Consider the following 23,719-nt stretch of genomic DNA (forward strand, 5'->3'; position numbering starts at 1 on the left):
ACCGTCATGGATTATCTGAAGGGGCGCGGCCGGGTCGCGCCCCTTCGGTTTTGCCCGAACGGAACCCGGCCAGCGGCGGTTTCCGGCGCCAGAGTACGTGCCTTTCGCTCGCGAGTAGCGCGTTCATCTACCTCAGGCTATAGTTCGGCGAACCAACGCAGGAGGCAGTGAAAATATGGCACCCCGGAATACGACGGCACGGAGAGGGGCGACGGGCAACGCCAAGACGGCCACTAGCTCGCCCCCGCGGCGCAGTGCGGCCAAGCCGCGTGCAGCCGCCAAGACTGGGAGTGCGGCGAAAACTGCATCGGCAGCGAAGGCACCAACCAAGGCCGCGACCGCCAAGGCATCCCTCACACGGGCATCGACCACGAGATCTTCTGCCAACAAGGCATCTGCCAAAAGCGCGCCTTCTGACGCCGCCAAGGCCCCTGACGCCCCTTCGACCCCGGCGAGTCTGGACCGCGCCGTCGCAACCGCGGTAGCCACGGTCGCGGTCCTGCGCAAGAAGGAGCTTGTCGAGCGGGTCGCGGCTTCGACCGGAGCCAAGAAGCGCGATGTGAAGCCCATCATCGAGGCGACGCTGAAAATCCTTGGCAACGCGCTCGCATCCGGCGAACAGCTCGCGCTACCGCCTCTAGGCAAGGCCAAGGTCAACCGCCAGAAAGACCTGCCGTCAGGCGAGATGCTGATGGTCAAGCTGCGCCGTCCCGGGCCGGAGCAGGGCGGCGGGACCGGCTGACCCATCGCGCGGTTCAGTTGACCTTCCGGGTGGCGAGCTTCAGCCGGCCGTTCGACTTGTCGTAGTAGACAACGATGAGTTCGCCGGTGACGGGCGAGTAGAATATCTTCGGCGTCAGCCCGACCTCGGCCGCGCCGTTGTCGATGATTTCATAATGCTTGCCGCTCCAGGCCGGAAGCAGAGGATTGTAGCGGTAGTGATCGAGCGCCCCGAGCGCGCTTCGATACGATACCGCATGGATGAACCCGTCGGGGTCATGGGTAAGATCGGGGTCGCAGGACAGATACACGTTGGGCGAGAAGATGGGTGCCGGGATCCCGGCATTGCCGTCATCAATCAGTGAATCCTCCGCGTGCAGCGTGATGCTGCCGGCGCTGCAATCGCCGAGCACGTACCAATAGCTGTCGAGCGCGCCGAGCGCGGGGTCGCGGATGACGTGAATTGCATAGTCGCGGTCACCGGGCTTCCATTTCTCGAACGCGGTGACGGACCAGCCCCCGAAGCCGCCGCCATAGCTTCGAAACTCGCCACGCCGGGGCTGCTGGATGGCGCCTTCGTTGGTGAAGATCAGATTGACCCCTTCATCGTCGTCGTCGCGGAACAGGATCGGCCTGTCACCGCGGATGATGTCGTCATCGTCGTCATCGTTTGTCGTCTTTCCGATCTCCAGCACCTTGAAACTCGTCTCGGACACCTGCTTCGTCGCGTGCCAGAGTGTTTCGTCGTCGTAATCGGCCCAGACGACGTGCAGCCTGTCCTCGCTGCCAGCCCGGACTTCGTAGAGCGCAGTGATTGGATCGCCGATCTCGGGCGCCAGGATCGTCACCGACTTGCAGTACCAACTCGGGACCTGCCCCGGGATGCATTCGAAATACCCCGCCGGCCCCGTATTGGTTCGCACGGCGTGCATGATCGTGCCGTTCGACACGCCGGGAATCGAGTTGCGGACGAAGAAGACGTGCGGCCGTCCATTGGGCGCGTGGACGAGGGCAGGAAGGCGCACGTCGCAACAGGCCACGGTCTCCCGTTCGAAACCGCCCCAGCCGTTAGAGGTGCCGCTTCGGGAGGCGTATTTGACCTCGTCGTTCGCTGAATCGACATAGGCGATCCCCATAACTTCGCTGTTGCCCGACCGATGGACGTCGAGCGACGGCGACATGCCGACGTCAGGCGAGGTGCTGTCAACGACGCCGCGCGTCCAGTCGGGGGACGAACAGGCCGATAGGGCTGCAGGGATGAGCGCGGCGAGCGCGGCGGAGCGAGTGGACATGGCCGTCATCCTGAGTGACGATTGTCGAAGGCCGCATATGATAGCATATCCGCGTATTCCTGCGCCGCGCGGGTGCAACAGGGCACCGCGATCGCTCTTGCGCCGCTTGTAGAATAGGGCTAGGAACCCGGCCGGACGGGTGATTAGCTCAGTGGTAGAGCGCTTCGTTCACATCGAAGATGTCGGGGGTTCAAATCCCTCATCACCCACCATTCGCGCCCGCATCCCGGGCGCGTTTTCATTTGAGAGGGTCCGCATGACTGGCCTGTTTGACGGCAAAGACCATCCGACGCTCTGGCTCATGCGGCATGGCGAGACGGTATGGAACGCCGCCGGGCGGATGCAGGGCCGGCTCGATTCCCCGCTGACCGGACGCGGCCGCGAACAGGCATCGGAGCAGCAGAATCTGCTGACTGCCGAGACTCTGCCGGACGATCTGAGCCTCTGGACCAGCCCGCTTGGCCGGGCGCGCGAAACCGCCGCGATCGTCTTTTCGGGGCTTGGACGGCCGGTCACGGAAGACGCGCGGCTTACTGAGATTTCAGTGGGTGCGTGTGAAGGGCTGACCCTCGCCGAAATCAAGGCGGAATTCCCCCGCCTCTTCCAACCCGACCGTCCCTGGGCCTGGCACGCCGAAGCGCCGGGCGGCGAGGGCGAGGCCGCGTTCCGCGCGCGGGTCGAGTCTTTCCTGAGCGGGCTCACCGGGCCTGCCGCGATCGTAACGCATGGCATGACGTCTCGCATGATCCGGGGCGTCATTCTCGGGCTTGACTGGGCCGGGATGGCGCGGCTGCCGGGCGGGCAGGGAAACATCCACCGCGTATCGAATAGGCGCGCCGAGGTGCTTGCGGCCTGAGCGCCGTGCGCCTGTTTTACGGCGCTTCAACGCGGGCCGGGTCTCATGGCGGAAATCCGTCACCCGTCGTGAGATCCAGCAATGGCTCTGTGGAAGAAATACGTCAAACCGACCTCGCTCACCTGGCTCGCTTCGGCGTTGCCGTTACTCGGGGGTCTATTCATCGCCTTCGAGCCGGTGCATCGCTTGACCGAGTGGGCAGACTCGCTGCGGCTCGTCTTCGGCGGCGCCTCGCCATACGTGCTGATTAATGCCGGGCTCGTCGGCATCGGGCTGAGGGGGGCGGTCGCCCGGTAGCCGCCATTGCACCGATGCCGCTTGCGCTCGCGCCCCGCTCCGCGCTATAGCCCCGGCCTGCGGGTGATTAGCTCAGTTGGTAGAGCGCTTCGTTTACACCGAAGATGTCGGGAGTTCGAGTCTCTCATCACCCACCATCTTCCCCGACGCCGCTTCAGATTCTCGACCCATTTCCGTCCGGGGCTTCTTGACGGGGCCGACCGGGATGCCTATTACGCATTCCACGCTCGGGCGGCGATCCGGGTGACGATGCGCGGTTGTAGCTCAGTCGGTTAGAGTACCGGCCTGTCACGCCGGGGGTCGCGGGTTCGAGCCCCGTCAACCGCGCCACCGTCCCGGATCGCCCGAGAGCATTCCCTGAAGGGACTCATGCGCGGTTGTAGCTCAGTCGGTTAGAGTACCGGCCTGTCACGCCGGGGGTCGCGGGTTCGAGCCCCGTCAACCGCGCCATTTCTTCGCATCGGCAACGTTTCGCCCCGGCCCGGAAGGACAGGGCACGACACGGAACTGCCCCGGCCCGCCTCGCGTTTTTCCCAAGCAACCGAAACCAAGGGAGTTACGCCATGACGGAAGATCTGATCGCAACGACTGAGACGGTGCGCGCCTCGAGCGTCACCGGCACGGATGTCTTCAATCTGCAAGGAGACAAGATCGGCACCGTGGACGATATCGTGATCGACAAGAAATCAGGCGCCGCCCGCTATGCGGTGATGTCCTTCGGCGGGTTCTTCGGGATTGGAGAGACCTATCATCCCCTGCCTTGGGAAAAGCTCAGCTATGACAGCCGGCTAGCCGGTTTCGTTGTCGACCTTGACAAGCAGAAGCTCGAAGCCGCGCCGCGGTTTGAGCGCGGTAACGATCCAGACTGGCGCGACCCGCGATTCGCCGCCGATCTGCGGATGTATTACGGCATACCGCCGATGCTTTGAGCCCGATCGCTCATCAGGAAGCCCAGCAGCGCCGCGGCGGTCGCATCGGGATTTGTGTCGATGAAGAAGTGGCCGCCCGGAACCGCGGCGGCCTGCATCGCGGACAGCCGGTCGGCCCAGGTCGCGGGCACATCGTAGGCGCGCGCCATCGCACCGGTGTCGCCGTATAGGACAAGGCTCGGCGCATCGACGCGGCAGCCGAGGTCGGCGGCGTCGAGATCGAAGTCGATCCGCAGCGCTGCGCGGTAGTCGTCGCACATCGCGCCAACCGTCGCCGGGTCGCGCCACGCCTCGCGGTAGGCCGCGAGCTGCCCGGCATCGAAGTCCGAAAGCTTGGCCCCGCCCCAGCCCAGAAGGCAGGATTCGAAGAAATAATCCGGATCGGCCAGGATCAGCGTTTCGGGGAAGGGCTGGGGCTGGGCGAGAAAGAACCAGTGATAGTAGCTGGCCGCGACCTCGCGGCTGAGGTTCGCGAACAGGTGATGGGTTGGCACGATGTCCATCACGGTCAGACTGAGTAGTCGGCTCGGCTCGTCGAGCGCGATCCGGTGGGCGGTACGTCCGCCCCTGTCGTGGCCGACGAGGTGGAAGCGGTCGAAGCCAAGCCCCGTCATCAGCGCGAGCTGGTCGCGACCCATCTCGCGAAACGAATAATGCTCGGCCCCGCGCGGCTTCGAGGACGCGCCGTAGCCGCGCAGGTCGGCGGTGACGACAGTGAAATGTTCGGCGAGACGCGGCGCCACCTGCCGCCACATCGCGCGCGTCTGCGGAAAGCCGTGAAGCAGCAGAACCGCCGGTCCGGCTCCTCCGATCGAATGGGCGATCCTCTGCCCGTTCACCTCGGCGACGGAGTCGGTGAACCCTTCCATCAGCTCAGTGCAGAAAGGACGCGGGCCCAGGAACGGATTCCCTTGTGAAAGCTCTGCACGTCGTACTTCTCGTTCGGGGAATGGATCGCGTCGTCGTCGTTGGCGAAGCCAATCAGCATCGCGTCCATGCCGAGGATCTCCTTGAAATATCCGGCGATGGGGATCGAGCCGCCCATGCCGACGAAGACCGCCTCGCGGTCCCACTCGTCGGACAGCGCCTTCCGGGCGGCCTCGAATTCCGGTCGGCTGATGTTCATCACGGCCGCCGGCGACCCTTCCAGATCCTGGTCCCATGTGACCGTGGCATCGATTGAAAGCCGCGCCTCGACATGGGCGCGGATCTTCTCGCGTAGGCGATCGGGGTCCATGTCACCGACGAGCCGGCAGGTGATCTTGCAATGCGCCTCGGACGGGATCACAGTTTTGGACCCTACTCCCTGGTAGCCGCCCCACATGCCGTTGAATTCGAGCGTCGGCCGCGCCCATTGCTGTTCGAGCGCGGAGTATCCCTTTTCCCCGTGGGGCACCGTGTAGCCGACGCTGTTCAGATAGGTCTTCTCGTCGAAGCCCGAATTTTCCCACTGTCTCAGAAGCTCGGGCGGGACCTCGTGCACGCCGTCATAAAAGCCCTCAACCGCGACGCGCCCCGTCTCGGCATCGTGGAACGACGCGACGATGCGCGCCATTTCGCGCAGCGGGTTGAGCCCCGGCCCGCCGTAATGGCCGGAATGGAGGTCGATATTCGGCCCGTGGATCGTGAATTCGTCCTTAAGCATGCCGCGCAGTTGCGAGGCGACCGACGGGATGCCGGGCGACACCATCGACGTGTCGCAGATCAGCGCGATCTCCGCGGTCAATTCACCTGAGTTTTCCGTCATGAACGGGATAAGCGAGGGCGAGCCGGACTCCTCCTCGCCTTCGAGAAAGACGGTCAGCCGGCAGGGCAGGGCGCCGTGCACTGCTTTCCACGCGCGGCAGGCTTCGATGAAGGTCATGAGCTGGCCCTTGTCGTCCGACGCGCCTCGGCCCCGGATCACGCGCCCGGCAGGTGTGTCCTCGATCGCGGGATCGAAGGGGTCGCGGTGCCAAAGGTTCAAGGGGTCGACGGGCTGCACGTCGTAGTGTCCGTAGAAAAGGAAATGCCGGTCCCCGCCGCCGCCGTGACCGACGACCATCGGATGGCCGGGCGTCGGCCGCGCGGCGGCATCGAGGCCGAGGTCTGATAGCTCCTCTGCGAGCCAATCTGCGGCCTTGGCGCAGTCCGGCCTATAGGCCGGATCGGTCGAGATCGACGGAATGCGCAAGAGCCCGAACAGGCGGTCCATCGCCTCCGGCAAGGTTTCGTCGATCTTCGCGAGGACAGCATCTAGGCTCATGGCGCGGCTCCGGTCTGGGCGGACAGGCAGGACCGTAGCACCGGGCAGGGGATTGTCCAGTTGGTGCAGGGCGGCGGTACCCGACAACAAACCGCGCCTCAAATCGCAGACCCTTTCAGTTTGCCCCTGGCGACAAAAACGCCCGGAAACCGCCTGAGCGCGGCAAATTGTACCCTCGCCTTGTGCCTGATTGACCTTTATCAAGGCAGGACGTGCAGCCGGGCCTTAGGTTTCGGTAAGGAAACCACGCCCGAGGGGGAACGACATGAACTATGACGCTCAGCTCGACGCGGCTCTCGGCCGTCTGCATGATGAGGGCCGCTACCGGACTTTCATCGACATCGAGCGGCGGAAGGGCCAGTTTCCGAAAGCGACCTGGCTCCGCCCGGACGGAACCGAAAAGGACATCACGGTCTGGTGCGGCAACGACTATCTCGGCATGGGCCAGCATCCGGTCGTTATCGAAGCGATGCACGAGGCCCTGGAGGCGACCGGTGCGGGTTCGGGTGGCACGCGCAACATCTCGGGCACCACGGTCTATCACAAACGGCTTGAGACCGAGCTTGCCGATCTCCACCGCAAGGAGGCGGCGCTGGTCTTCACGTCGGCCTATATCGCCAATGACGCGACGCTGTCGACGCTGCCGAAGCTCTTTCCCGGCCTCATAATCTATTCCGACGCATTGAACCACGCCTCGATGATCGAAGGCATTCGCCGCAATGGCGGTGCCAAGCGTGTGTTCCGCCACAACGACGTCACCCATCTGCGCGAACTCCTCGCAGCGGACGATCCTGCGGCGCCGAAGCTCATCGCCTTCGAATCGGTCTATTCGATGGACGGCGATATCTGCCCGATGGAGGAGATCTGCGACATCGCGCAGGAATTCGGCGCGCTGACCTATCTCGACGAGGTTCATGCCGTCGGCATGTACGGCCCCCGCGGTGCGGGCGTGGCCGAGAAGCGTGGCCTGATGGGCCGGATCGACATCATCAACGCGACGCTGGCCAAGGCCTACGGCGTGATGGGCGGCTACATCGCGTCCACCGCGAAGATGGTCGACGCGATCCGCTCCTACGCTCCGGGCTTCATCTTCACGACCTCGATCCCGCCGGCGGTCGCGGCGGGCGCGGCCGCGTCGGTCCGCCATCTCAAGTCCGCCCAGGCCCTGCGCGACAAGCAGCAGGAACACGCGAAGATCCTCAAGACACGGCTCAGGGCGCTTGGACTTCCGATCATCGACCACGGCACTCATATCGTGCCCGTCCACGTCGGCGATCCGGTCCACTGCAAGAAGATATCCGACATGCTGCTGAAGGAATACGGGATCTACGTGCAGCCGATCAACTTCCCGACCGTCCCGCGGGGAACCGAACGACTGCGCTTCACGCCCTCGCCCGTTCACTCGACGGACGATATTGACCGGCTCGTCCATGCGATGGACCGGCTCTGGTCGCACTGTGCCCTGAATCGCGCAGAACTTTCCGCCTAAACCGAGGGCAGTCGCAATTCGCAATGCCCTGTGTTACTATTTTTACAATTGGCCCGCGATGATAAGGCGAATCGTCGGGCTCGTTGGGGATAACGAATCGGGGCAGTGGGCATGATCGGGCGGAAGGCCTTTCCTTCGGCGCATGAGATGGACAAACCTAAAGGGTTCGATGATTTCGAGCTGAGACTCGGTGACGTCATGCGTGGCGAACGTGCGACGCTGGCGAAATCCCTCCTCGACGTTCAACGCGAACTCAAGATCAAGGCGAGCTACATCGCCGCGATCGAAAACTGCGACGTCTCGGCCTTCGAGACGCCGGGCTTCGTCGCGGGCTATGTCCGCTCCTACGCGCGATATCTCGGGATGGACCCCGAATGGGCCTTCAAGCGTTTCTGCGAAGAGGCGAACTTCACTGTTGTCCACGGCATGTCGGCGGCCGCCTCGGGACCCAAGCCCAACCGCCGCAAGATTGACTATGCCGAGCCGCTCGCTAACCCGAACGCTCTCTTCGTTCCGCGGGGCGAAGCGTTCATGTCCGGGATCGAGCCGTCCGCAATCGGCTCCATCCTCGTCCTCGTCGCGCTTATCGTCGGCATCGGTTACGGCGGCTGGGCGGTGCTCAACGAAGTTCAGAAGGTGCAGCTCGCCCCCGTCGATCAGGCGCCAGGAGTGATCGCGGAACTCGATCCCCTTGCCGGGGCCGCAACGGAGATCGCTTCGCAGCAGGCCGAAGCCCAGACAATCGAAGTGGCCGCGCTTCCCGCCGAAGACATCGCGCCGCCAGTGCCCGGGGCGCTCGACCGTCTCTACCGGCCCGAAGCGCTCGACGTGCCCGTGCTGGTCGCGCGCGACGGACCGATCGCCGCGATCGATCCGCGGACCGTCGGCGCGCTCGCCAACGAGATTCGCGATCCCGAAGCGGTTCTCGAACAGGCCGAAGTGCCCGTGCTCGGCGAAACGCCGGTTCAGGTCGTGAAGGCCGACGTGCCGGCGGTGGAGCTTCTGGCGGTCCGACCCGCTTGGGTGCGCGTGAGGGCAGCCGACGGTACTGTGATCCTGGAAAAGATCCTCGACGCGGGCGAACGCTTCGCGCTGCCCAAGCTCGAAGAGCCGCCGACCCTGCGCGTGGGCGAATCCGGCGCGCTCTATTTCGCCGTGAACGGCGAAACCTACGGGCCCGCGGGCGAACAGGGCCGGGTCACCAAAAATGTCGAGCTGTCGCCCGAAGCCCTGACCGCTTCCTACGCGCTTGCCGATCTGGCGCGGGACGCCGATCTCGAGAAGATGGTCACTGTCGCGGACGCCGGCGCGGTCGTGGAAAGCGAAGCCGCCAGCGAGTGATCGCCCCTCATTGCCGATCCGCCTCGCCAGGACTATGTAGAGCCCGAGTGCGTCCAGAGCCGAGGCTGCCATGACCCACAACCCGATCCGACCGTGGCGGAACATCGAGCGGCGAGTGTCGCGCGGGATAATGGTGGGCCCGGTTCCTGTCGGCGGCGACGCGCCCATCACCGTGCAGACGATGACGAACACCGACACGACGGACGTGAAGGCGACTGTCGAACAGATCCAGCGCTGCGCTGCCGCGGGGGCGGATATCGTGCGCGTCTCAACCCCCGACGAGGCTTCGACGAAGGCCCTGCGCGAAATCGTGGCCGAAAGCCCGGTGCCGATCGTTGCCGACATCCATTTCCACTACAAGCGCGCCATCGAGGCGGCCGAGGCGGGCGCGGCCTGCCTCAGGATCAACCCCGGCAATATCGGATCGGCCGACCGCGTGCGCGAGGTCGTGAGGGCCGCAAAGGATCACGGCTGTTCGATCCGCATCGGGGTGAATGCCGGCTCGCTCGAAAGGCATCTTCTCGACAAGTACGGCGAGCCCTGTCCGGACGCGATGGTCGAAAGCGGGCTCGACCACATCAAGCTCTTGCAGGACAACGACTTCCACGAATTCAAGATCAGCTGCAAGGCGTCGGACGTGTTCCTTGCCGCCGCAGCCTATCAGCAACTCGCCGAGGCGACGGACGCGCCGATCCATCTCGGCATCACCGAGGCGGGCGGGCTTACCTCCGGCACCGTCAAGTCTGCCATCGGGCTCGGCAATCTTCTCTGGATGGGGATCGGCGACACGATCCGCGTCTCGCTTTCGGCCGATCCTGTCGAGGAGGTGAAGGTCGGCTACGAGATTCTGAAATCGATGGGACTGAGGCACCGCGGCGTGCAGATCATCTCCTGCCCGTCCTGCGCGCGGCAGGGCTTCGACGTGATCAGGACGGTCGAGGCGCTGGAAAAGCGGCTGGAGCACATCAAGTCGCCGATGAGCCTCAGTATCATCGGCTGTGTCGTGAATGGGCCGGGAGAGGCGCTGATGACCGATATCGGCTTCACCGGCGGCGGCGCGGGGTCCGGCATGGTCTACCTGGCCGGCAAGCAGAGCCACAAAATGACCAATGATCAGATGATCGACCACATCGTCGGGCTGGTGGAGGCACGCGCCGCCGAACTCGACGCGGCGAAGGAAGCCGCGGAGTAGGGCGCGCGCTGCAACCTTTGTCCCGGTTCTGGTCCGGGGCGTTCACCACCAAGGAAACTCGGCCAAGACGAAGGGCCGTTGACGGCGCCGGCAGCCGGCGTTAGCTGATCCGCCATGGCCCGCGCACCACTTCTGCAGCTTTCCGGAATCTCCCTGACCTTCGGCGGAAATCCGGTGTTCGAGGGGCTGGATCTTGTGATCCAGCCGGGCGATCGCGTCGCCCTTGTCGGTCGGAACGGGTCGGGCAAGTCGACGCTGATGAAGGTGATGGCAGGACTGGTGGAGGCCGACCAGGGCGAGCGTGTCGTGCCGCCCGGCGTGACCGTGGGCTACATGGAACAGGAGCCGGACCTCGGCGCCTTCGCGACGCTTGGCGAGTTCGCCGCATCGGGTCTTGCCGAAGGCGAGGACTTCCGCGTGGCGGTCGCGGCAGAGGGGCTGAAGTTCGACCCCGATACTCCGGTCGCGGCGGCCTCGGGCGGCGAAAGGCGGCGGGCGGCGCTCGCCAAGCTTCTGGCCGAGGCGCCTGAGCTGATGTTGCTTGACGAGCCCACCAACCACCTCGACATCGAGGCGATCGGCTGGCTAGAGGCGCAGCTCGCGGAGACGCGCGCGGCCTATGTCGTGATCTCGCACGACCGGGCGTTCCTGAAGGCGCTGACGCGCGCGACGATCTGGATCGACCGGGGCGAGATGCGGCGGAACGAGAAGGGCTTCGCCGTATTCGAGGACTGGCGCGACACGGTCTGGGCCGAGGAGGACCTCGCGCGCCACAAGCTCGACCGCAGGATCAAGGCCGAGGCGCGTTGGGCGGTCGAGGGGATCTCGGCCCGGCGGCGGCGCAATCAGGGGCGGCTCCGGGCGCTTCAGGCGATGCGGGCCGAGCGCGCGGCGATGATCCGGCGTCAGGGCGCTGCGGAGATGGCGCTGGAAAGCGGTCAGGCGTCCGGAAGGCTTGTCATCGAAGCGAAAGGAATTTCAAAGTCTTTCGACGACAAGCTCATCCTGCGCCCGTTCGATCTTAAGGTGCTGAGGGGCGACCGCGTGGCCTTCGTCGGCCCGAACGGCGTGGGCAAGACGACGCTTCTGAAGATGCTCACCGGTGAGGTCGCGCCGGACACCGGCACCGTGCGCCACGGCACGAACCTTCAGATCGCGGTCTTCGACCAGGCCCGCGCGGCGCTCGATCCCGACATGACGCTCTGGGACGGTCTCGTCAATGATCCCGGCATGGCGGTCTCCGGGCGGTCCGACCAGGTCATGGTGCGCGGCGCGCCAAAGCACGTTGTCGGCTATCTCAAGGACTTCCTCTTCGACGAGGCGCAGGCGCGCGCGCCGATCCGGTCGCTGTCGGGCGGCGAGCGGGCGCGGCTGATGCTCGCCCGTATCATGGCGCGACCTTCCAACCTCCTTGTGCTGGACGAACCCACCAACGACCTCGATATCGAGACGCTGGACCTGTTGCAGGACCTCCTTGGCGACTACGACGGCACGGTGCTTCTCGTCAGCCACGACCGCGACTTCATCGACCGCGTCGCGACCACGACGATCGCGATGGAGGGCGACGGGCGCGCCGTCGCCTATGCCGGCGGCTGGAGCGACTACCGGGCGCAGAGGCCGGCCGGGCCCCTCCTGCAAAAGCAGGCCGCGCCCGCGCCAAAACCCGCGCCCGCGCCGGAGCCGAAGATGAAGAGGGCCGCAAAAGGCCTTACGTTCACGGAAAAACACCGGCTCGATGAGCTCCCCGGCCTGATCGAGAAGCTCGAAGCGGAAATCGGAAAGCTGAGCGATCTTCTTTCCGACCCCGACCTCTTCGCCAAGGCGCCCGACAAGTTCCGCCGCGCCTCCGAGGGGCTCGCGGGGCGGCAGGCGGCACTGGCAGCCGCCGAGGAGGAATGGCTGGCGCTGGAAGAAAAGGCCTCGGTATGACCGGCCCGCTCAAGGGGCTCAGGATCGTCGAGATCGCCGGGCTCGGGCCGACGCCCTTCGCCGCGATGATGCTCGCCGACATGGGAGCAGACGTCGTGCGCATCGAACGGCCCGGCAACCGGCACCTGCTCGGCCTCGATTACGACATCCTGAACCGGAGCCGGGGCTTCGTGACGCTCGATCTGAAGGCCGAAGTCGATCGCGCCGCGGCGCGGCGGCTGATCGACGCGGCAGACGGGCTGATCGAGGGGCTCAGACCCGGCGCGATGGAGCGGCTGGACCTCGGCCCCGGGGACTTTCCCGATAATCCCCGGCTCGTCTACGGCCGAATGACGGGTTGGGGGCAGGCCGGGCCGCTCGCCCGTGCGGCGGGGCACGACATCAACTACATCGCACTCTCGGGCGCGCTGCACGCTGTTGGGCCTTCGGACCGACCGATACCGCCCCTGAATCTCCTCGGCGATTTCGGCGGGGGCGGGATTTATCTGGCCTTCGGTATGGTCTGCGGCTTCCTCGAGGCGGCACGGAGCGGCCAGGGACAGGTGGTCGACGCGGCGATCATCGACGGCACAGCGCATCTCATGGCGATGATCCAGGCGATGGCCGCGGGCGGCAAATGGACCGACCGGCGCGAGGCGAACATCCTGGACGGCGCGGCACCCTTCTACGGAACCTATCGCTGCAAGTGCGGCGGGTTCCTCGCCGTGGGCGCGATCGAGCCGAAGTTCTGGGCGGAGTTCCTTGAGCGCGTCGGGCTCGATCCGGCCGGCCTGCCCGACCAGATGGACGAGGCGCGCTGGCCCGAGGCGCGCCGGATCGTCGCCGAACGCCTCGCCGAGCGGACGCGCGACGAATGGGCGGCGCTCCTTGAAGGCACCGATGCCTGCGCCGCTCCGGTGCTGAAGATTGCAGAGGCTCCGCAGCATCCCCACAACGCCGCGCGGCGGACCTACATCACGCACGAGGACGTGACCCAGGCGGCCCCCGCACCGCGGCTGTCGCGCACGCCCGGCGCGATCAGGCCGGGATCGCAGACGAAACCGATGGACCTTGGTGCGCTTCTCAAGGAATGGGGCGCCTGACCGATCAGGCGCCCCGGAACTTGTTAAGCGACCGGATAGGCTTACTTCGCGGGCAGAAGCACGGCATCGATCACGTGGATCACGCCATTCGACTGCTTCACGTCGGCCACGGTCACAGTCGCGGTGCGGCCGCGCTCGTCCTGGAGCTTGATCTTGCCGTCTTCCATCATTGCCGTCAGCGTGCAGCCGCCAACGGTTGGGACCGGATGCGCGCCGCCGTCATCGGCGATCATGCCGGCGATGGCGTCCGACATGGCGTTGGCCGCCACGACGTGGCAGGTCAGCACCTTCGTCAGCGCCGCCTTGTTCTCCGGCTTCAACAGATCCTCGACCGTGCCCTTGGCGAGCATGCCGAACGCGTCGTTGGTGGGCGCGAAGACCGTGAACGGGCCTTCGCCCGACAGCGTTTCGACAAGATCCGCCGCCTGAACGGCGGCGACAAGTGTCGTGTGATCGGCCGAGTTAACGGCGTTCTCGACGATGGTTTTGGTGTCATACATCTCGGCGCCACCGACCATCGGGTTCGCGGCCTGCGCGGCGCCCGCGCTGACGACGATGGCGGCGGAGGCGGAGGCGAGGAGGGATTTGAAGTTCATTGTCAGTCTCCCGGTCAGGACGGAAAGGGACGATCCCCTTCCTGCGTGCCCGGAGATACGGAAAGCGCGGGGAAGTAGTTGCGCGCGTCAATTTTCTTTTTTCCCCGGATATATCCGCAAGCGGCGTTGGTCCGGTTCGAGCCCTCTTTGGACGTTTCACAGCGCGCCAGCCATTCGCCTGGCCCGGCGTTTGCGCCGGGCCGCGCCCGCCCCCGAGAGGGCGCATTGCGCCGCCGCAAGCAGATCAGGCGTTTCGCGGTTGTCAGCCAATCGCGCAGACCCGGCGGCGCAACCGCCCTCCCAGGGTCGGGCGCGGCCCTCCGTGCTCTCGAACGAGCGCCCGCAATGTCGCGCCTTCGGGACCTCCACCGGCGCGATGGCACCTTCCCTGCCGCTATTCCGTGTGGTCGTGTTCAAGCAAGATGTGACCGGTGCCGGGCGCGCGCCTGACCGTAGAAAGATGCGTTTGCACGGATCGGGCGGCGCATTCTCTTGTACCACATCCATCCGCGGATCGTGCTACTCGAAACCCCGCAGGGAGTTCTGCCGACGGGAGGGCACCGCCCGGGCTGGCCGCCGGGTCGAGCGCGCGGACGGCGGCCTCGCGCTCGAAGTCCATGCCATCGGCCTGACGGACCGCCAAGGACCCGAGACAAGGCCAAGCTTCTCGGGCCCCCGGCCGGCATGTCGCCCCGACCGCGTCGCGGGTTCGTTTTGACAGCATGAGGCGGCATCGGTGATACTGCTCCCGAGGACAGAGCGGCTGGAAAAACGCCATGGGCCAAAGGGTTCGCAAGAAGGAAAACGCGTCGTGCCGTGGCAGCGGGGCCGGCGCGGAGCCGCTACGCGGCCGCGCACATGCCTTCCAGGCAGGCCGCCGGAACGCGCCCCCGCGGCGGATGGCGGTCGCATGAGGGGCGCTGGCGGCCGGGGGAGGCAAGCATGAAGGCGCCGCGCCCGCGTTTCCTCGCCCGCGAGAACTACCGGCGCCGCCGGCTTTTCGATGCGGCGCGGCTTCTGCCGCTTTTGGGGCTCTTCCTCTTCCTCGTTCCGATCCTCTGGCAACCGGCCGCGACGCCAGAGCCCGACACCGCGCGCGGTCTCATCTATCTCTTCGCGGTCTGGGCGCTGCTCATCGTTGCAGCCTTCTTGCTCGCGCGGCGACTTGGCCGGACCGATCCATCGGACCGCCGCTCGGGCGAGAATCGGGAAGAGGGCTGATGGTACCCTTCAATATCCTCGTCGCAGTTTGCCTGGCCTATGTCTGCCTGCTTTTCCTCGTCGCCTTCGGCGCCGAGCGCCGGGCCGAACGCGGACGGGTAAGATGGCTGCGCTCGCCGCTCGTTTACACGTTGTCATTGTCGATCTACTGCACGGCCTGGACGTTCTACGGCGCGGTCGGCTACGCGGCGCGCTCGGGGCTGGAATTCGTCACCATCTATCTTGGTCCCACCATTGTCGTCATCGGCTGGTGGGTGATCCTGCGCAAGCTCGTGCGCATCGGCCAGACCCAGCGCGTGACCTCGATCGCCGACCTCATCTCGGCGCGCTACGGCAAGTCGAACCTCCTCGGCGTCATCGTGACCGTGATCGCGGTCGTTGCCGCGACGCCTTACATCGCGCTCCAGCTCCAGTCGGTGACGCTGTCGTTCGGCGTCTTCGCCAGCGGCACGCCCGAGGGCTGGGGCCTGCCCGACCAGGGGGCGACGGCGCTGTGGGTCGCGGTTGGGCTCGCGCTCTTTACGATCCTTTTCGGGACGCGCAATCTCGACGCGAACGAACGTCACCACGGCATCGTCATGGCCATCGCGCTCGAGGCGGTGGTGAAACTCGTGGCGTTGCTGGCGGTCGGCATCTTCACTGTCTGGGGCGTCGCGGGCGGTCTTGGAGACGTGATGGCGCGGATCGAGACCTCCTCGATCGCAGACTGGCCCCTGAAGCCCGGCCGCTGGATCGGGCTGACGTTTGTCTCGGCGGCGGCGATCCTGACGCTGCCGCGCATGTTCCAGGTGATGGTCGTCGAAAACTCGGACGAGCGCCACCTGGTCACCGCGTCCTGGGCCTTCCCGCTTTATCTGATGCTGATGAGCCTCTTCGTGATTCCGATCGCGGTTGTCGGGCTTGACACGCTGCCGGAGGGCGCCAATCCCGACCTCTTTGTTCTGACCTTGCCGCTCGCAGAGGGGCGGGGCGGGCTCGCGATGCTCGCTTTTCTCGGTGGCTTCTCGTCCGCGACCTCGATGGTCATCGTCGCCGCGATCGCTTTGGCCACGATGGTCTCGAACCATGTTGTCACGCCGCTCTGGCTGAGCATGCGCGAAGGCGGGGCGCGCGCGCCCGGCGACGTGCGCGGACTGATCCTGATGTCGCGGCGAGTGTCGATCGTGGCGATCCTCGCGCTCGGTTACATCTACTACAGCTTCTCTGGCGGTTCGGCCGCGCTCGCCGCGATCGGGCTCATCGCGTTCGTCGGCGTGGCCCAGATCCTGCCCGCGATGATTGGCGGCATCTTCTGGCGCGGCGCGACAGGAACCGGGGCGGCGCTGGGGCTCGGCGTGGGCTTCCTCGTCTGGCTCTACACGCTCTATCTGCCCTCCTTCGGGGCAAGTGGAGTGTTGTCGGAACGGCTGATGGCCGAGGGCCCCGCAGGCGTTGCATGGCTCAGGCCCTACGCGCTCTTCGGGATTGAAGGCATGGACCCGCTCTTGCACGCGCTCTTCTGGTCGATGGCGCTCAATACCGGTGTCTTCCTAACGGCGTCGCTTATGTCCTTCCCTGGGCCGGTCGAGCGGATGCAGGGCCTGACCTTCGTCAATGTTTTCGAACAGGATCCGGGCACTCGAGGCTGGCTTCGTGGAGGGGCCGAGGCCGAGGATCTTCTGATCATGTCGCAGGGCATCATCGGTGCGGAGGAGGCGCAGGGATTCTTTCAGGCCGAGGCGACGCGTCAGGGCAAGGTGGGTTACCTTCCCGACACCACCCCGGACTTCATCGAGCGGTTGGAACGCCGCCTGTCCGGTGCGGTCGGTGCTGCCACGGCGCATGCGATGATCGCGCAGTTCGCGGACGGCGCGGCGGTGTCGGCGCAGGACCTGCTCGCCGTAGCCTCCGAGGCGCAGCAGATCCTCGAATATTCCACTCAACTCGAAGCCAAATCGGATGAGCTCGAACGCACCGCGCGGCAACTCTCCGAAGCAAACGAGAAGCTGCGCGACCTCTCAGTGCAGAAGGACGCCTTCCTCAGCCAGATCAGCCACGAACTCAGGACCCCCATGACCTCGATCCGGGCATTTTCCGAGATCCTGATGGACCCCGAGCTCCCGGCCGAGTTGCAGGAAAAGTACGCCACCGTCATTCATGACGAAACGATCCGCCTTACGCGGCTTCTCGACGACCTTCTGGACCTTTCGGTCCTGGAGAATCGCAAGGTGCAGCTCAACGTGAAGGTCGCGAATCTGCACGACCTCATCAATCACGCGGTTCAGAGCGCGTCGAACACCCGCCCCGAGCGCGTCTTCACCATCCATCGCGATCTGCCTTCGGAACATATCCCGGTCATCACCGACACGGACCGGCTGGTGCAGGTCTTTATCAACCTGGTCTCGAATGCGCGCAAATACTGCGATGCCGCGAAGCCCGAACTCACGATCTCGGCCCGGCGCAGGGGCGGGCGCATCACCGTCGATTTCATCGACAACGGCTCGGGCATCCCGCGCGCCTCGCAGCGGCTGATCTTCGAGAAGTTTTCGCGCTTGACCGACACGGCGCGGGCCGGCGGCGCGGGGCTCGGCCTCGCGATCTGCCGCGAGATAATGGCCAATCTAAGCGGCTCTATCGCCTATCTGCCGGGGCAGGGCGGTGCTGCCTTCCGCGTCTCGCTGCCCGTCAGGATTGAGACCACGGCAGAAACGGCAGAAGCCTAGATCAACCCTTTGGTAACCCTGTTCTGCAATTGATCGGCAGGAGTCCCGCGAATTCTGGCGGATATGGAGGCATGACGGAAGCGACGTCCAAGCCCGTGCTGAAGCGGATGGCGGAAGCCGGCCGCAGCCTTTCGGGGGGCGGCACAGTCACGCCCGTGAAGGTCTTGGGCCAGGCACTCGCCAAGGCGGCGCAGGATATGCTGAAACTGCCCGTGAAGGTCGCCGAGGCGACCGATATCCGCATGGCCCTGGCCGAGATGCCCGAACGCCTTCCCGAACGCGCGCTGCTGGCCGTGCTCGAAGGGCCGGGCGAGGGGCTCGGGCTCGCGGCGCTTTCGCCCGAGACGACGGCGACACTGATCGAGATGCAGACGACGGGGCAGATCGGCGCGGCCGAGGTGGCGTCTCGCAAACCCACGCGCACGGATGCCACGATGTCGGCGCGCATCATCGACCGGGTGCTCGAAGAGATGGAGGTGTTGCTCGGCGCTGATCCTGCGATCGCCTGGGTAGGCGGGTTCCGCTATGCCTCGTTCCTCGACGATCCTCGGCCGCTTGGTCTCCTTCTGGAAGACACGATCTACCGCGCGATCACGCTCACGCTCGATTTCGGGGTGGAAGGGGCGCGTCGCGGAACGTTGCTGCTCTTGCTTCCAGCTGACGGCAAGGGGGCGCCACCGCTACTGCGGCCCGATGGCGCGCCAGTGCCCGCGCCGGGTGCCGGGGCGGCGGCCGAGGCCGAGTGGCGCGACCGTATGGAAGGCGCGGTCCTGGGAGCGCGCGCCCAGCTTACCGGCGTCCTCGACCGCGTGTCCCTGCCGCTCTCGGCGGTCCTCGCACTCAAGCCAGGCGCGGTGGTGCAGCTTTCCAAGGGCGCGCTCACCCGTGTCCGGGTAGAGGGGCGCGGCAACCGCTTCCTCGCCTGGGGCAAGCTCGGGCAATGTCAGGGCAGCCTGGCGGTGCGCCTCATGATCGACGCCCGGGAAGAGGATTCTTCGGACGATACTGCCGCCGGACCTAGCCCGGCCGCCGATCCTGCCCTGAAGATCACCCGGTCGGCCGCGACCGTCACCCAGGCGCCCGCTCCGGACGCGCAACCGGTCCCCGCCGCCAAGCCGACTGCGGCCGCGCCCGGCTAGCGACTACCCCTTGGCGCGCCTGGAAGAAGCGTCAATTTCCACGCCGGCTTGCTCCTTCCCTTGCCCTCACAGCCTCGGGACGCCGTGCCACCCGCCCATCTGGCCTTGGCGCAGCCTCTTGGTTGTCGCACCGTGAAAGCCCCGCGAAACCGGGAGAAGTGTGGCACAGGGAGAGCGAGGGAATTGATCGATTTGACGTTGCCGCGAAGCTGTCCGGGTCTGGTGTGAGACCGATGAACCTTTTCGTCGGGTCACAGAGAATGTCGCATTCGTCATAGAGGCGGCCTTCTCCGTGCCACAAAATGGCGCCGAGACGCAGCTGTGAGGGCGGCATCCATGATTGAGGTCAAGCGGGTTACGCCTGCGCTCGGCGCGGTGGTGGATGGCGTGGATTTCACCAGATCCATAGAGCCGCAAGTGCGCGACGCGATCTACCAAGCGCTGCTCGACAACCTCGTGATTTTCTTTCGAGGCACGGACATATCGCCTGCCATGCATGTCGAGTTCGCGCGCATGTTCGGTCAGATCGACGAGCCGCACCCGCTATATCCGCACGTGGACGGCTATCAGAACATCGTTCTTCTCGAGAACGACCCCGGCGCGCCGCCCGACACCAACAGTTGGCACACGGACCTCACCTTCAAGCGGGAACAGCCCTTCGCCTCGATCCTTGTCGCCAGGGTCGTGCCCGAAGTCGGCGGCGATACGATGTGGTCCAGCCTCTACGCGGCCTATGACCGTCTCCCCTCCGGCATGCAGAACGACCTCGCGACGCTTGAGGCAATCCATGACATGGGCGATTTCAGGAACAGCTTCGCCAACGAAAAGAACGGCAAGACGGGCGAGGAGAGACTCAATGAAAGTGTGGGCCGTTTTGGGCACAGAATCCGTCCCCTCGTCGCTACGCACCCGGTTTCGGGTCGCAGATTCCTGAACTTCAATGAAGCCTTCGTTACCCATATCGTCGGACTGACGACAAATGAATCGAGCGCTCTGCGGACCTTCCTCGCCAATCACATGAACAAGCCGGAGGATCAGGTTCGCTGGCGCTGGCAGGCTGGGGATATCGCGATGTGGGACAACCGCGTGACCATGCACTACGCGGTGGCGGATTATCTGCCACAGTACAGATGCATGAACCGTGTGACGGTAGTCCGGGATGGACGCGCTGACACGCGCGCTCGGAGCGCGTAGCGGGTAATAAGCGTTGCGCTAGGCGAAACGCAATCCAGATCTCACGCATGTCGCCAGATAGCAGATGAAAGGTTCGTCTGGATACCGGCGTCAATACTGACAATGAACGGCGGATCTGTCCCGCATCGATGGCTAAGCGCCGATCCTGACGCCCATGACGCGCGGAAGAAGGGACCATCCCGGAGTGGCCCGCACGTACAGAAGGACACTTGGCAAACGCCCAACGAAACTAGGATCAGTGAATAGTTTCAACCATGTGTGCATATCTTCACGCGCGAAACGCCGCGATATTCGCGCCGGTCAGGCCGAGTTCGCCAGCGCGTCGATCTGAGGCCGGAACGGTTCGAGATTGTAGCCCCAACGCTGCGTGATCCGGATCAGTTCATCCGTCGGTCGCTGTCCGGCCTCGCTCAGCGCCCAGACGATCGACGATCGGTTGCCGGACGCGCAGTAGGCCAGCACGGGGCCTTTTGATGCGGCGACCGCTTCGCCTTGGGCAGTCACGTTCTCCATCGTGATCGCGCCGCCGACCACCGGGTTCGCAATGAAGGTCAGACCCGCCGACTCGATTGCCCGGCGCAGCGCCTCGGTTCGCAGCTCGGGCGGGACCTCGTTGTCCGGCCGGTTGTCGATGACGGTGGTGAAGCCCGCATCGCGGATCGCCTCCGCATGCTCGGGCGCGATCTGGGGCGACACGGCGTATCTCTCAGTCAGGTTGCGGATGTCCATGAAAGCCCTCAGGATGCAGCATACCGGTCGAGGCAGCTTCGCGCCGCCCGCGCGGCGACAATACCCGCGATCATGGCGCGAAGGAAGGGCCGCCAACGACCCGCCCGCGCCGCAGGTCAAGCATTCACCACGGCGTGCAGAGCCATGAATTATTGCATGAAACGCTTCGCCAACGCAGGATTGACTTGCATCAAGGCCCGCGACGTCACAGCCTGACTAGATGTGTGTCCGGGTAACGCAAAAGGAGAGCACGATGAAATCCACCGCCCAACGCAAGGCCGAGCTCGAAGCCCGCCGCGCGGTCCTCAATGACCGCATAGCCGGGATCGGGAAGGAGCTTGATAGCCACGAATCCAAGGATTGGGAGGAGATGGCGGTGGAACGCGAAGCCGACGAGGTGCTCGAGGATCTCGGTCAATCCGCGAAGAACGAACTGCGCATGATCGAGGCAGCGCTGCAACGGATCGAAGAGGGCGAATACGGCTATTGCACCACGTGCGGCGACCAGATCTCCGAAGAACGGCTCGACCTTCTGCCCGCAACGCCCTTCTGTCCGAACTGCGCGCCCGGACGCTGAGCCACTCCGACGCGCGGCGCAGCCATTGCCAATGCGCCGCCGTCCCCTAAAGTGGTGCGAAACGGCGCAACGGGGGATCTGACAGAATGACGGAAGTGGTTCGGGTCAACCGGTCCGACGGGGTCGCCACGATCACGATCGACAATCCGCCGGTCAATGCGCTCGGCCATGCGGTGCGCAAAGGTTTGCTCGCCGCGCTCGAAGCAGCGTGGTCCGACCCCGACGTCCGGGCCATCGTCCTTTGCGCCGCGGGGCGCACCTGGCCCGCCGGCGCCGACATCCGGGAATTCGGCAAGCCGCCTGGCGAACCGTCGCTGCCCGCGCTCTGCCGGGCACTGTCGAAAAGCCGCAAGCCGGTCGTCGTAGCGCTGCACGGAAATGTTCTCGGCGGCGGGCTGGAGCTTGCGCTTGTCGCGGGCCTGCGCATCGCCCGGCCTGGCACGCAGCTTGGCCTGCCCGAGGTGTCGCTCGGCATACTGCCGGGTGGGGGCGGAACCCAGCGGCTGCCGCGGCTGATCGGTGCGAAGCCCGCCCTCGGCATGATGCTGACCGGTCTGCCGATCACCGCCGAGCGCGCCGGAGACCTCGGCCTCGTCGACGTTCTCGCCGACGATCCCGACGCCGCTGCCGACCGCGCCGCGCGCGCTTGGATCGCGGGAGAGGCGGACCTGCCGCTCGCCTCCGAGCGTAAAGTGACGCCGACAGATGCCGAGGCATGGCTATCGGCCGTAGCCGAGGCGCGTAGGGGTCTCGGGCCGTCGGGGCGCCTGCCCGCGCCCGCCCGCATCGTCGACTGCGTTGAAGCCGCGCTGCTTCTGCCGGAAGACGAGGGCCACGCCTTCGAGCGCGTCGCCTTCAAAGAGCTTCTGGCGACGCCGCAATCGGCCGCCCTGCGTCACGCCTTCCTGGCGGAGCGCCGCGCCCAGCGGCCATCGGGTGTTGGCGGCGCGTCGCCGCGCGAGATCGAACATGTCGGCGTGGTCGGCGGCGGCTTCATGGGGGCGGGCATCGCGACGGCGCTGATCGGCGCGGGCTACAAGGTCACGCTTCTGGAGCGCGACGCGGAAGCGCTCGCGGCCGGCCTTGCGCGTGTCGCAACGCAGCACGAGCGCGCGGTCGAGAAGGGCCGCCTCGACCCCGAAATGCGCGAGGAGGAATGGGCCCGGATCGAGGGCGCGACCCAGGTCGAGGCATTCCATCCAGTCGACATGGTGATCGAGGCCGCCTTCGAGGACGAGGCCGTCAAATCCGGCATACTCGCCGAACTCGACCGCGTCGTGAAGCCGGGTGCGATCCTTGCCACCAACACTTCCTACCTCGACATCAACCGGCTTGCCGACGCGACGTCCCGTCCCGGCGACGTGATCGGGCTGCATTTCTTCTCGCCCGTTCACGCGATGAAACTCATCGAGGTCGTGGTAACGGATCGGACCGAACCCGATGTCGTGGCAACTGGGTTTGCCGTGGCCAAGCGCCTCGGCAAGGTGGCGGTTCGTGCGGGTGTGTGCGACGGGTTCATCGGCAACCGGATGCTGACGGCGTATCGAACGGCTACGGATTTCCTGCTCGAGGACGGCGCCTCGCCCTACGAAGTCGACCGCGCCATGGTCGCCTTTGGCTTCCCCCTCGGCCCCTATCAGGTGCTAGACATGGCCGGGCTCGACATTTCCTGGGCGCGGCGCAAGTGGCTTGCCGCGGCGCGTGATCCGACCCGGCGCTACGTCGCGATCGGGGACAGGCTGTGCGAGGCGGGCCGGCTCGGCCAGAAGGCGGGACGGGGCTACTACCTCTATTCCGAGGGCGGCCGCAAGGGTGTCGAGGACTCCGAGGTGCTGAAGCTGATCGAGGCGGAGCGCGATGCGAAGGGCATCGTCGCCCGTCCCGTGTCGGAACGGGAGATCCAGAAGCGTGCGCTCGCCGCGATGGCCAACGAGGGCGCGCGCATACTTGAGGAAAAGATCGCCGAGCGCCCTTCGGACATCGATCTCGTGATGATGATGGGCTACGGCTTTCCGCGCTGGCGCGGCGGGCCGATGCTAGTTGCGGATCGGGAGGATCCGCTCATGGTTCGCGACCGCCTGCGCGACTATGCGCGCGAGGACGAGTGGTTCTGGCGTCCCGCGCCGCTCTGGGACGAGTTGATCAAGAACGGACGCACCTTCGACGATCTCAACGCGGACTGAACAGGT

Annotated in this window: 20 protein-coding genes and 4 tRNA genes; 19 read left to right on the forward strand and 5 right to left on the reverse strand. The window is 65.7% G+C overall.

Translation table 11 applies throughout. The features are described 5' to 3' along the window. The first annotated feature begins 175 nt into the window (after positions 1-175). Positions 176-742: an HU family DNA-binding protein gene (locus DEA8626_RS21555; protein ID WP_219929162.1), complete on the forward strand. Its 567-nt coding sequence runs from the start codon at positions 176-178 to the stop codon at positions 740-742. A gap of 13 nt (positions 743-755) precedes the next feature. On the opposite strand, the gene DEA8626_RS04675 is transcribed toward DEA8626_RS21555, so the two are convergent. Then, a complete protein-coding gene (locus DEA8626_RS04675) occupies positions 756-2,012 on the reverse strand; it encodes a hypothetical protein (RefSeq protein ID WP_108851880.1) in 1,257 nt (418 codons plus the stop codon). A 137-nt stretch (positions 2,013-2,149) separates the two neighbouring features. Between DEA8626_RS04675 and DEA8626_RS04680 the strand changes: the two genes are divergently transcribed. The 7 genes from DEA8626_RS04680 (at position 2,150) to DEA8626_RS04710 (ending at position 4,094) form a co-directional block, all read left to right on the forward strand. Next, a tRNA-Val gene (locus tag DEA8626_RS04680) sits at positions 2,150-2,224 on the forward strand. A 44-nt stretch (positions 2,225-2,268) separates the two neighbouring features. Beyond that, a complete protein-coding gene (locus DEA8626_RS04685) occupies positions 2,269-2,868 on the forward strand; it encodes a histidine phosphatase family protein (protein WP_108851881.1) in 600 nt (199 codons plus the stop codon). A gap of 81 nt (positions 2,869-2,949) precedes the next feature. Then, entirely contained in the window at positions 2,950-3,165 is a 216-nt protein-coding gene (locus DEA8626_RS04690; RefSeq protein WP_108851882.1) for a hypothetical protein, read from the forward strand. Between the two features lie 61 nt (positions 3,166-3,226). After that, a tRNA-Val gene (locus DEA8626_RS04695) sits at positions 3,227-3,302 on the forward strand. A 116-nt stretch (positions 3,303-3,418) separates the two neighbouring features. Next, positions 3,419-3,495, forward strand: a tRNA-Asp gene (locus DEA8626_RS04700). A gap of 43 nt (positions 3,496-3,538) precedes the next feature. Continuing rightward, positions 3,539-3,615 (forward strand) — tRNA-Asp (locus DEA8626_RS04705). Positions 3,616-3,728: 113 nt separating this feature from the next. Continuing rightward, entirely contained in the window at positions 3,729-4,094 is a 366-nt protein-coding gene (locus DEA8626_RS04710) for a PRC-barrel domain-containing protein (protein ID WP_108851883.1), read from the forward strand. Here DEA8626_RS04710 and DEA8626_RS04715 read toward each other — a convergent pair. Continuing rightward, positions 4,070-4,963: an alpha/beta fold hydrolase gene (locus tag DEA8626_RS04715; protein WP_108851884.1), complete on the reverse strand. Its 894-nt coding sequence runs from the start codon at positions 4,961-4,963 to the stop codon at positions 4,070-4,072. The genes DEA8626_RS04710 and DEA8626_RS04715 overlap by 25 nt on opposite strands. Beyond that, entirely contained in the window at positions 4,963-6,339 is a 1,377-nt protein-coding gene (locus DEA8626_RS04720; RefSeq protein WP_108851885.1) for a M20/M25/M40 family metallo-hydrolase, read from the reverse strand. The genes DEA8626_RS04715 and DEA8626_RS04720 overlap by 1 nt, the downstream gene beginning before the upstream one ends. A gap of 265 nt (positions 6,340-6,604) precedes the next feature. On the opposite strand from DEA8626_RS04720, the gene hemA reads away from it, so the two are divergent. The 5 genes from hemA to DEA8626_RS04745 all read left to right on the forward strand — a co-directional run bounded on the left by hemA (position 6,605) and on the right by DEA8626_RS04745 (position 13,372). Continuing rightward, positions 6,605-7,828, forward strand: a complete 1,224-nt coding sequence (gene hemA / locus DEA8626_RS04725; protein WP_108851886.1) for a 5-aminolevulinate synthase — start codon at positions 6,605-6,607, stop codon at positions 7,826-7,828. A gap of 111 nt (positions 7,829-7,939) precedes the next feature. Further along, on the forward strand, positions 7,940-9,169 hold the full coding sequence (locus DEA8626_RS04730; protein ID WP_108851887.1) for a helix-turn-helix domain-containing protein: 1,230 nt from the start codon (positions 7,940-7,942) through the stop codon (positions 9,167-9,169). A 70-nt stretch (positions 9,170-9,239) separates the two neighbouring features. Then, positions 9,240-10,361 (forward strand): flavodoxin-dependent (E)-4-hydroxy-3-methylbut-2-enyl-diphosphate synthase, encoded by a 1,122-nt coding sequence (ispG, locus tag DEA8626_RS04735; protein WP_108851888.1) that lies wholly within the window; start codon positions 9,240-9,242, stop codon positions 10,359-10,361. 114 nt (positions 10,362-10,475) lie between these two features. After that, positions 10,476-12,290, forward strand: coding sequence for an ABC-F family ATP-binding cassette domain-containing protein (locus DEA8626_RS04740; protein WP_108851889.1), 1,815 nt, complete (start codon positions 10,476-10,478; stop codon positions 12,288-12,290). Further along, a complete protein-coding gene (locus DEA8626_RS04745) occupies positions 12,287-13,372 on the forward strand; it encodes a CaiB/BaiF CoA transferase family protein (RefSeq protein WP_108851890.1) in 1,086 nt (361 codons plus the stop codon). Before DEA8626_RS04740 ends, DEA8626_RS04745 begins: the two co-directional genes overlap by 4 nt. Before the next feature lie 41 nt (positions 13,373-13,413). Here the strand turns inward: DEA8626_RS04745 and DEA8626_RS04750 are convergent, their stop codons facing one another. Next, a complete protein-coding gene (locus DEA8626_RS04750) occupies positions 13,414-13,968 on the reverse strand; it encodes a fasciclin domain-containing protein (protein ID WP_108851891.1) in 555 nt (184 codons plus the stop codon). 942 nt (positions 13,969-14,910) lie between these two features. Between DEA8626_RS04750 and DEA8626_RS04755 the strand changes: the two genes are divergently transcribed. From DEA8626_RS04755 to DEA8626_RS04770, 4 genes are all read left to right on the forward strand, one after another. Next, on the forward strand, positions 14,911-15,189 hold the full coding sequence (locus DEA8626_RS04755) for a hypothetical protein (RefSeq protein ID WP_108851892.1): 279 nt from the start codon (positions 14,911-14,913) through the stop codon (positions 15,187-15,189). Beyond that, positions 15,189-17,891: a sensor histidine kinase gene (locus DEA8626_RS04760; RefSeq protein ID WP_108851893.1), complete on the forward strand. Its 2,703-nt coding sequence runs from the start codon at positions 15,189-15,191 to the stop codon at positions 17,889-17,891. The genes DEA8626_RS04755 and DEA8626_RS04760 overlap by 1 nt, the downstream gene beginning before the upstream one ends. A gap of 71 nt (positions 17,892-17,962) precedes the next feature. Further along, a complete protein-coding gene (locus DEA8626_RS04765) occupies positions 17,963-19,030 on the forward strand; it encodes a FliM/FliN family flagellar motor switch protein (protein ID WP_108851894.1) in 1,068 nt (355 codons plus the stop codon). 336 nt (positions 19,031-19,366) lie between these two features. Continuing rightward, entirely contained in the window at positions 19,367-20,224 is an 858-nt protein-coding gene (locus DEA8626_RS04770; protein ID WP_245890769.1) for a TauD/TfdA family dioxygenase, read from the forward strand. A gap of 300 nt (positions 20,225-20,524) precedes the next feature. On the opposite strand, the gene DEA8626_RS04775 is transcribed toward DEA8626_RS04770, so the two are convergent. Beyond that, complete coding sequence (locus DEA8626_RS04775; RefSeq protein ID WP_108851895.1) at positions 20,525-20,953, reverse strand: protein tyrosine phosphatase family protein; 429 nt, start codon at positions 20,951-20,953, stop codon at positions 20,525-20,527. 253 nt (positions 20,954-21,206) lie between these two features. On the opposite strand from DEA8626_RS04775, the gene DEA8626_RS04780 reads away from it, so the two are divergent. Both DEA8626_RS04780 and DEA8626_RS04785 read left to right on the forward strand, forming a co-directional pair. Then, positions 21,207-21,530, forward strand: coding sequence for a TraR/DksA family transcriptional regulator (locus DEA8626_RS04780; RefSeq protein ID WP_108851896.1), 324 nt, complete (start codon positions 21,207-21,209; stop codon positions 21,528-21,530). Between the two features lie 86 nt (positions 21,531-21,616). Continuing rightward, positions 21,617-23,713 carry an FAD-dependent oxidoreductase gene (locus tag DEA8626_RS04785; RefSeq protein WP_108851897.1) on the forward strand — a complete coding sequence of 699 codons (2,097 nt, stop codon included), beginning with the start codon at positions 21,617-21,619 and terminating at the stop codon, positions 23,711-23,713. Positions 23,714-23,719 lie beyond the last annotated feature (6 nt).

This window comes from Defluviimonas aquaemixtae (assembly GCF_900302475.1).
GTDB lineage: Bacteria > Pseudomonadota > Alphaproteobacteria > Rhodobacterales > Rhodobacteraceae > Albidovulum > Albidovulum aquaemixtae.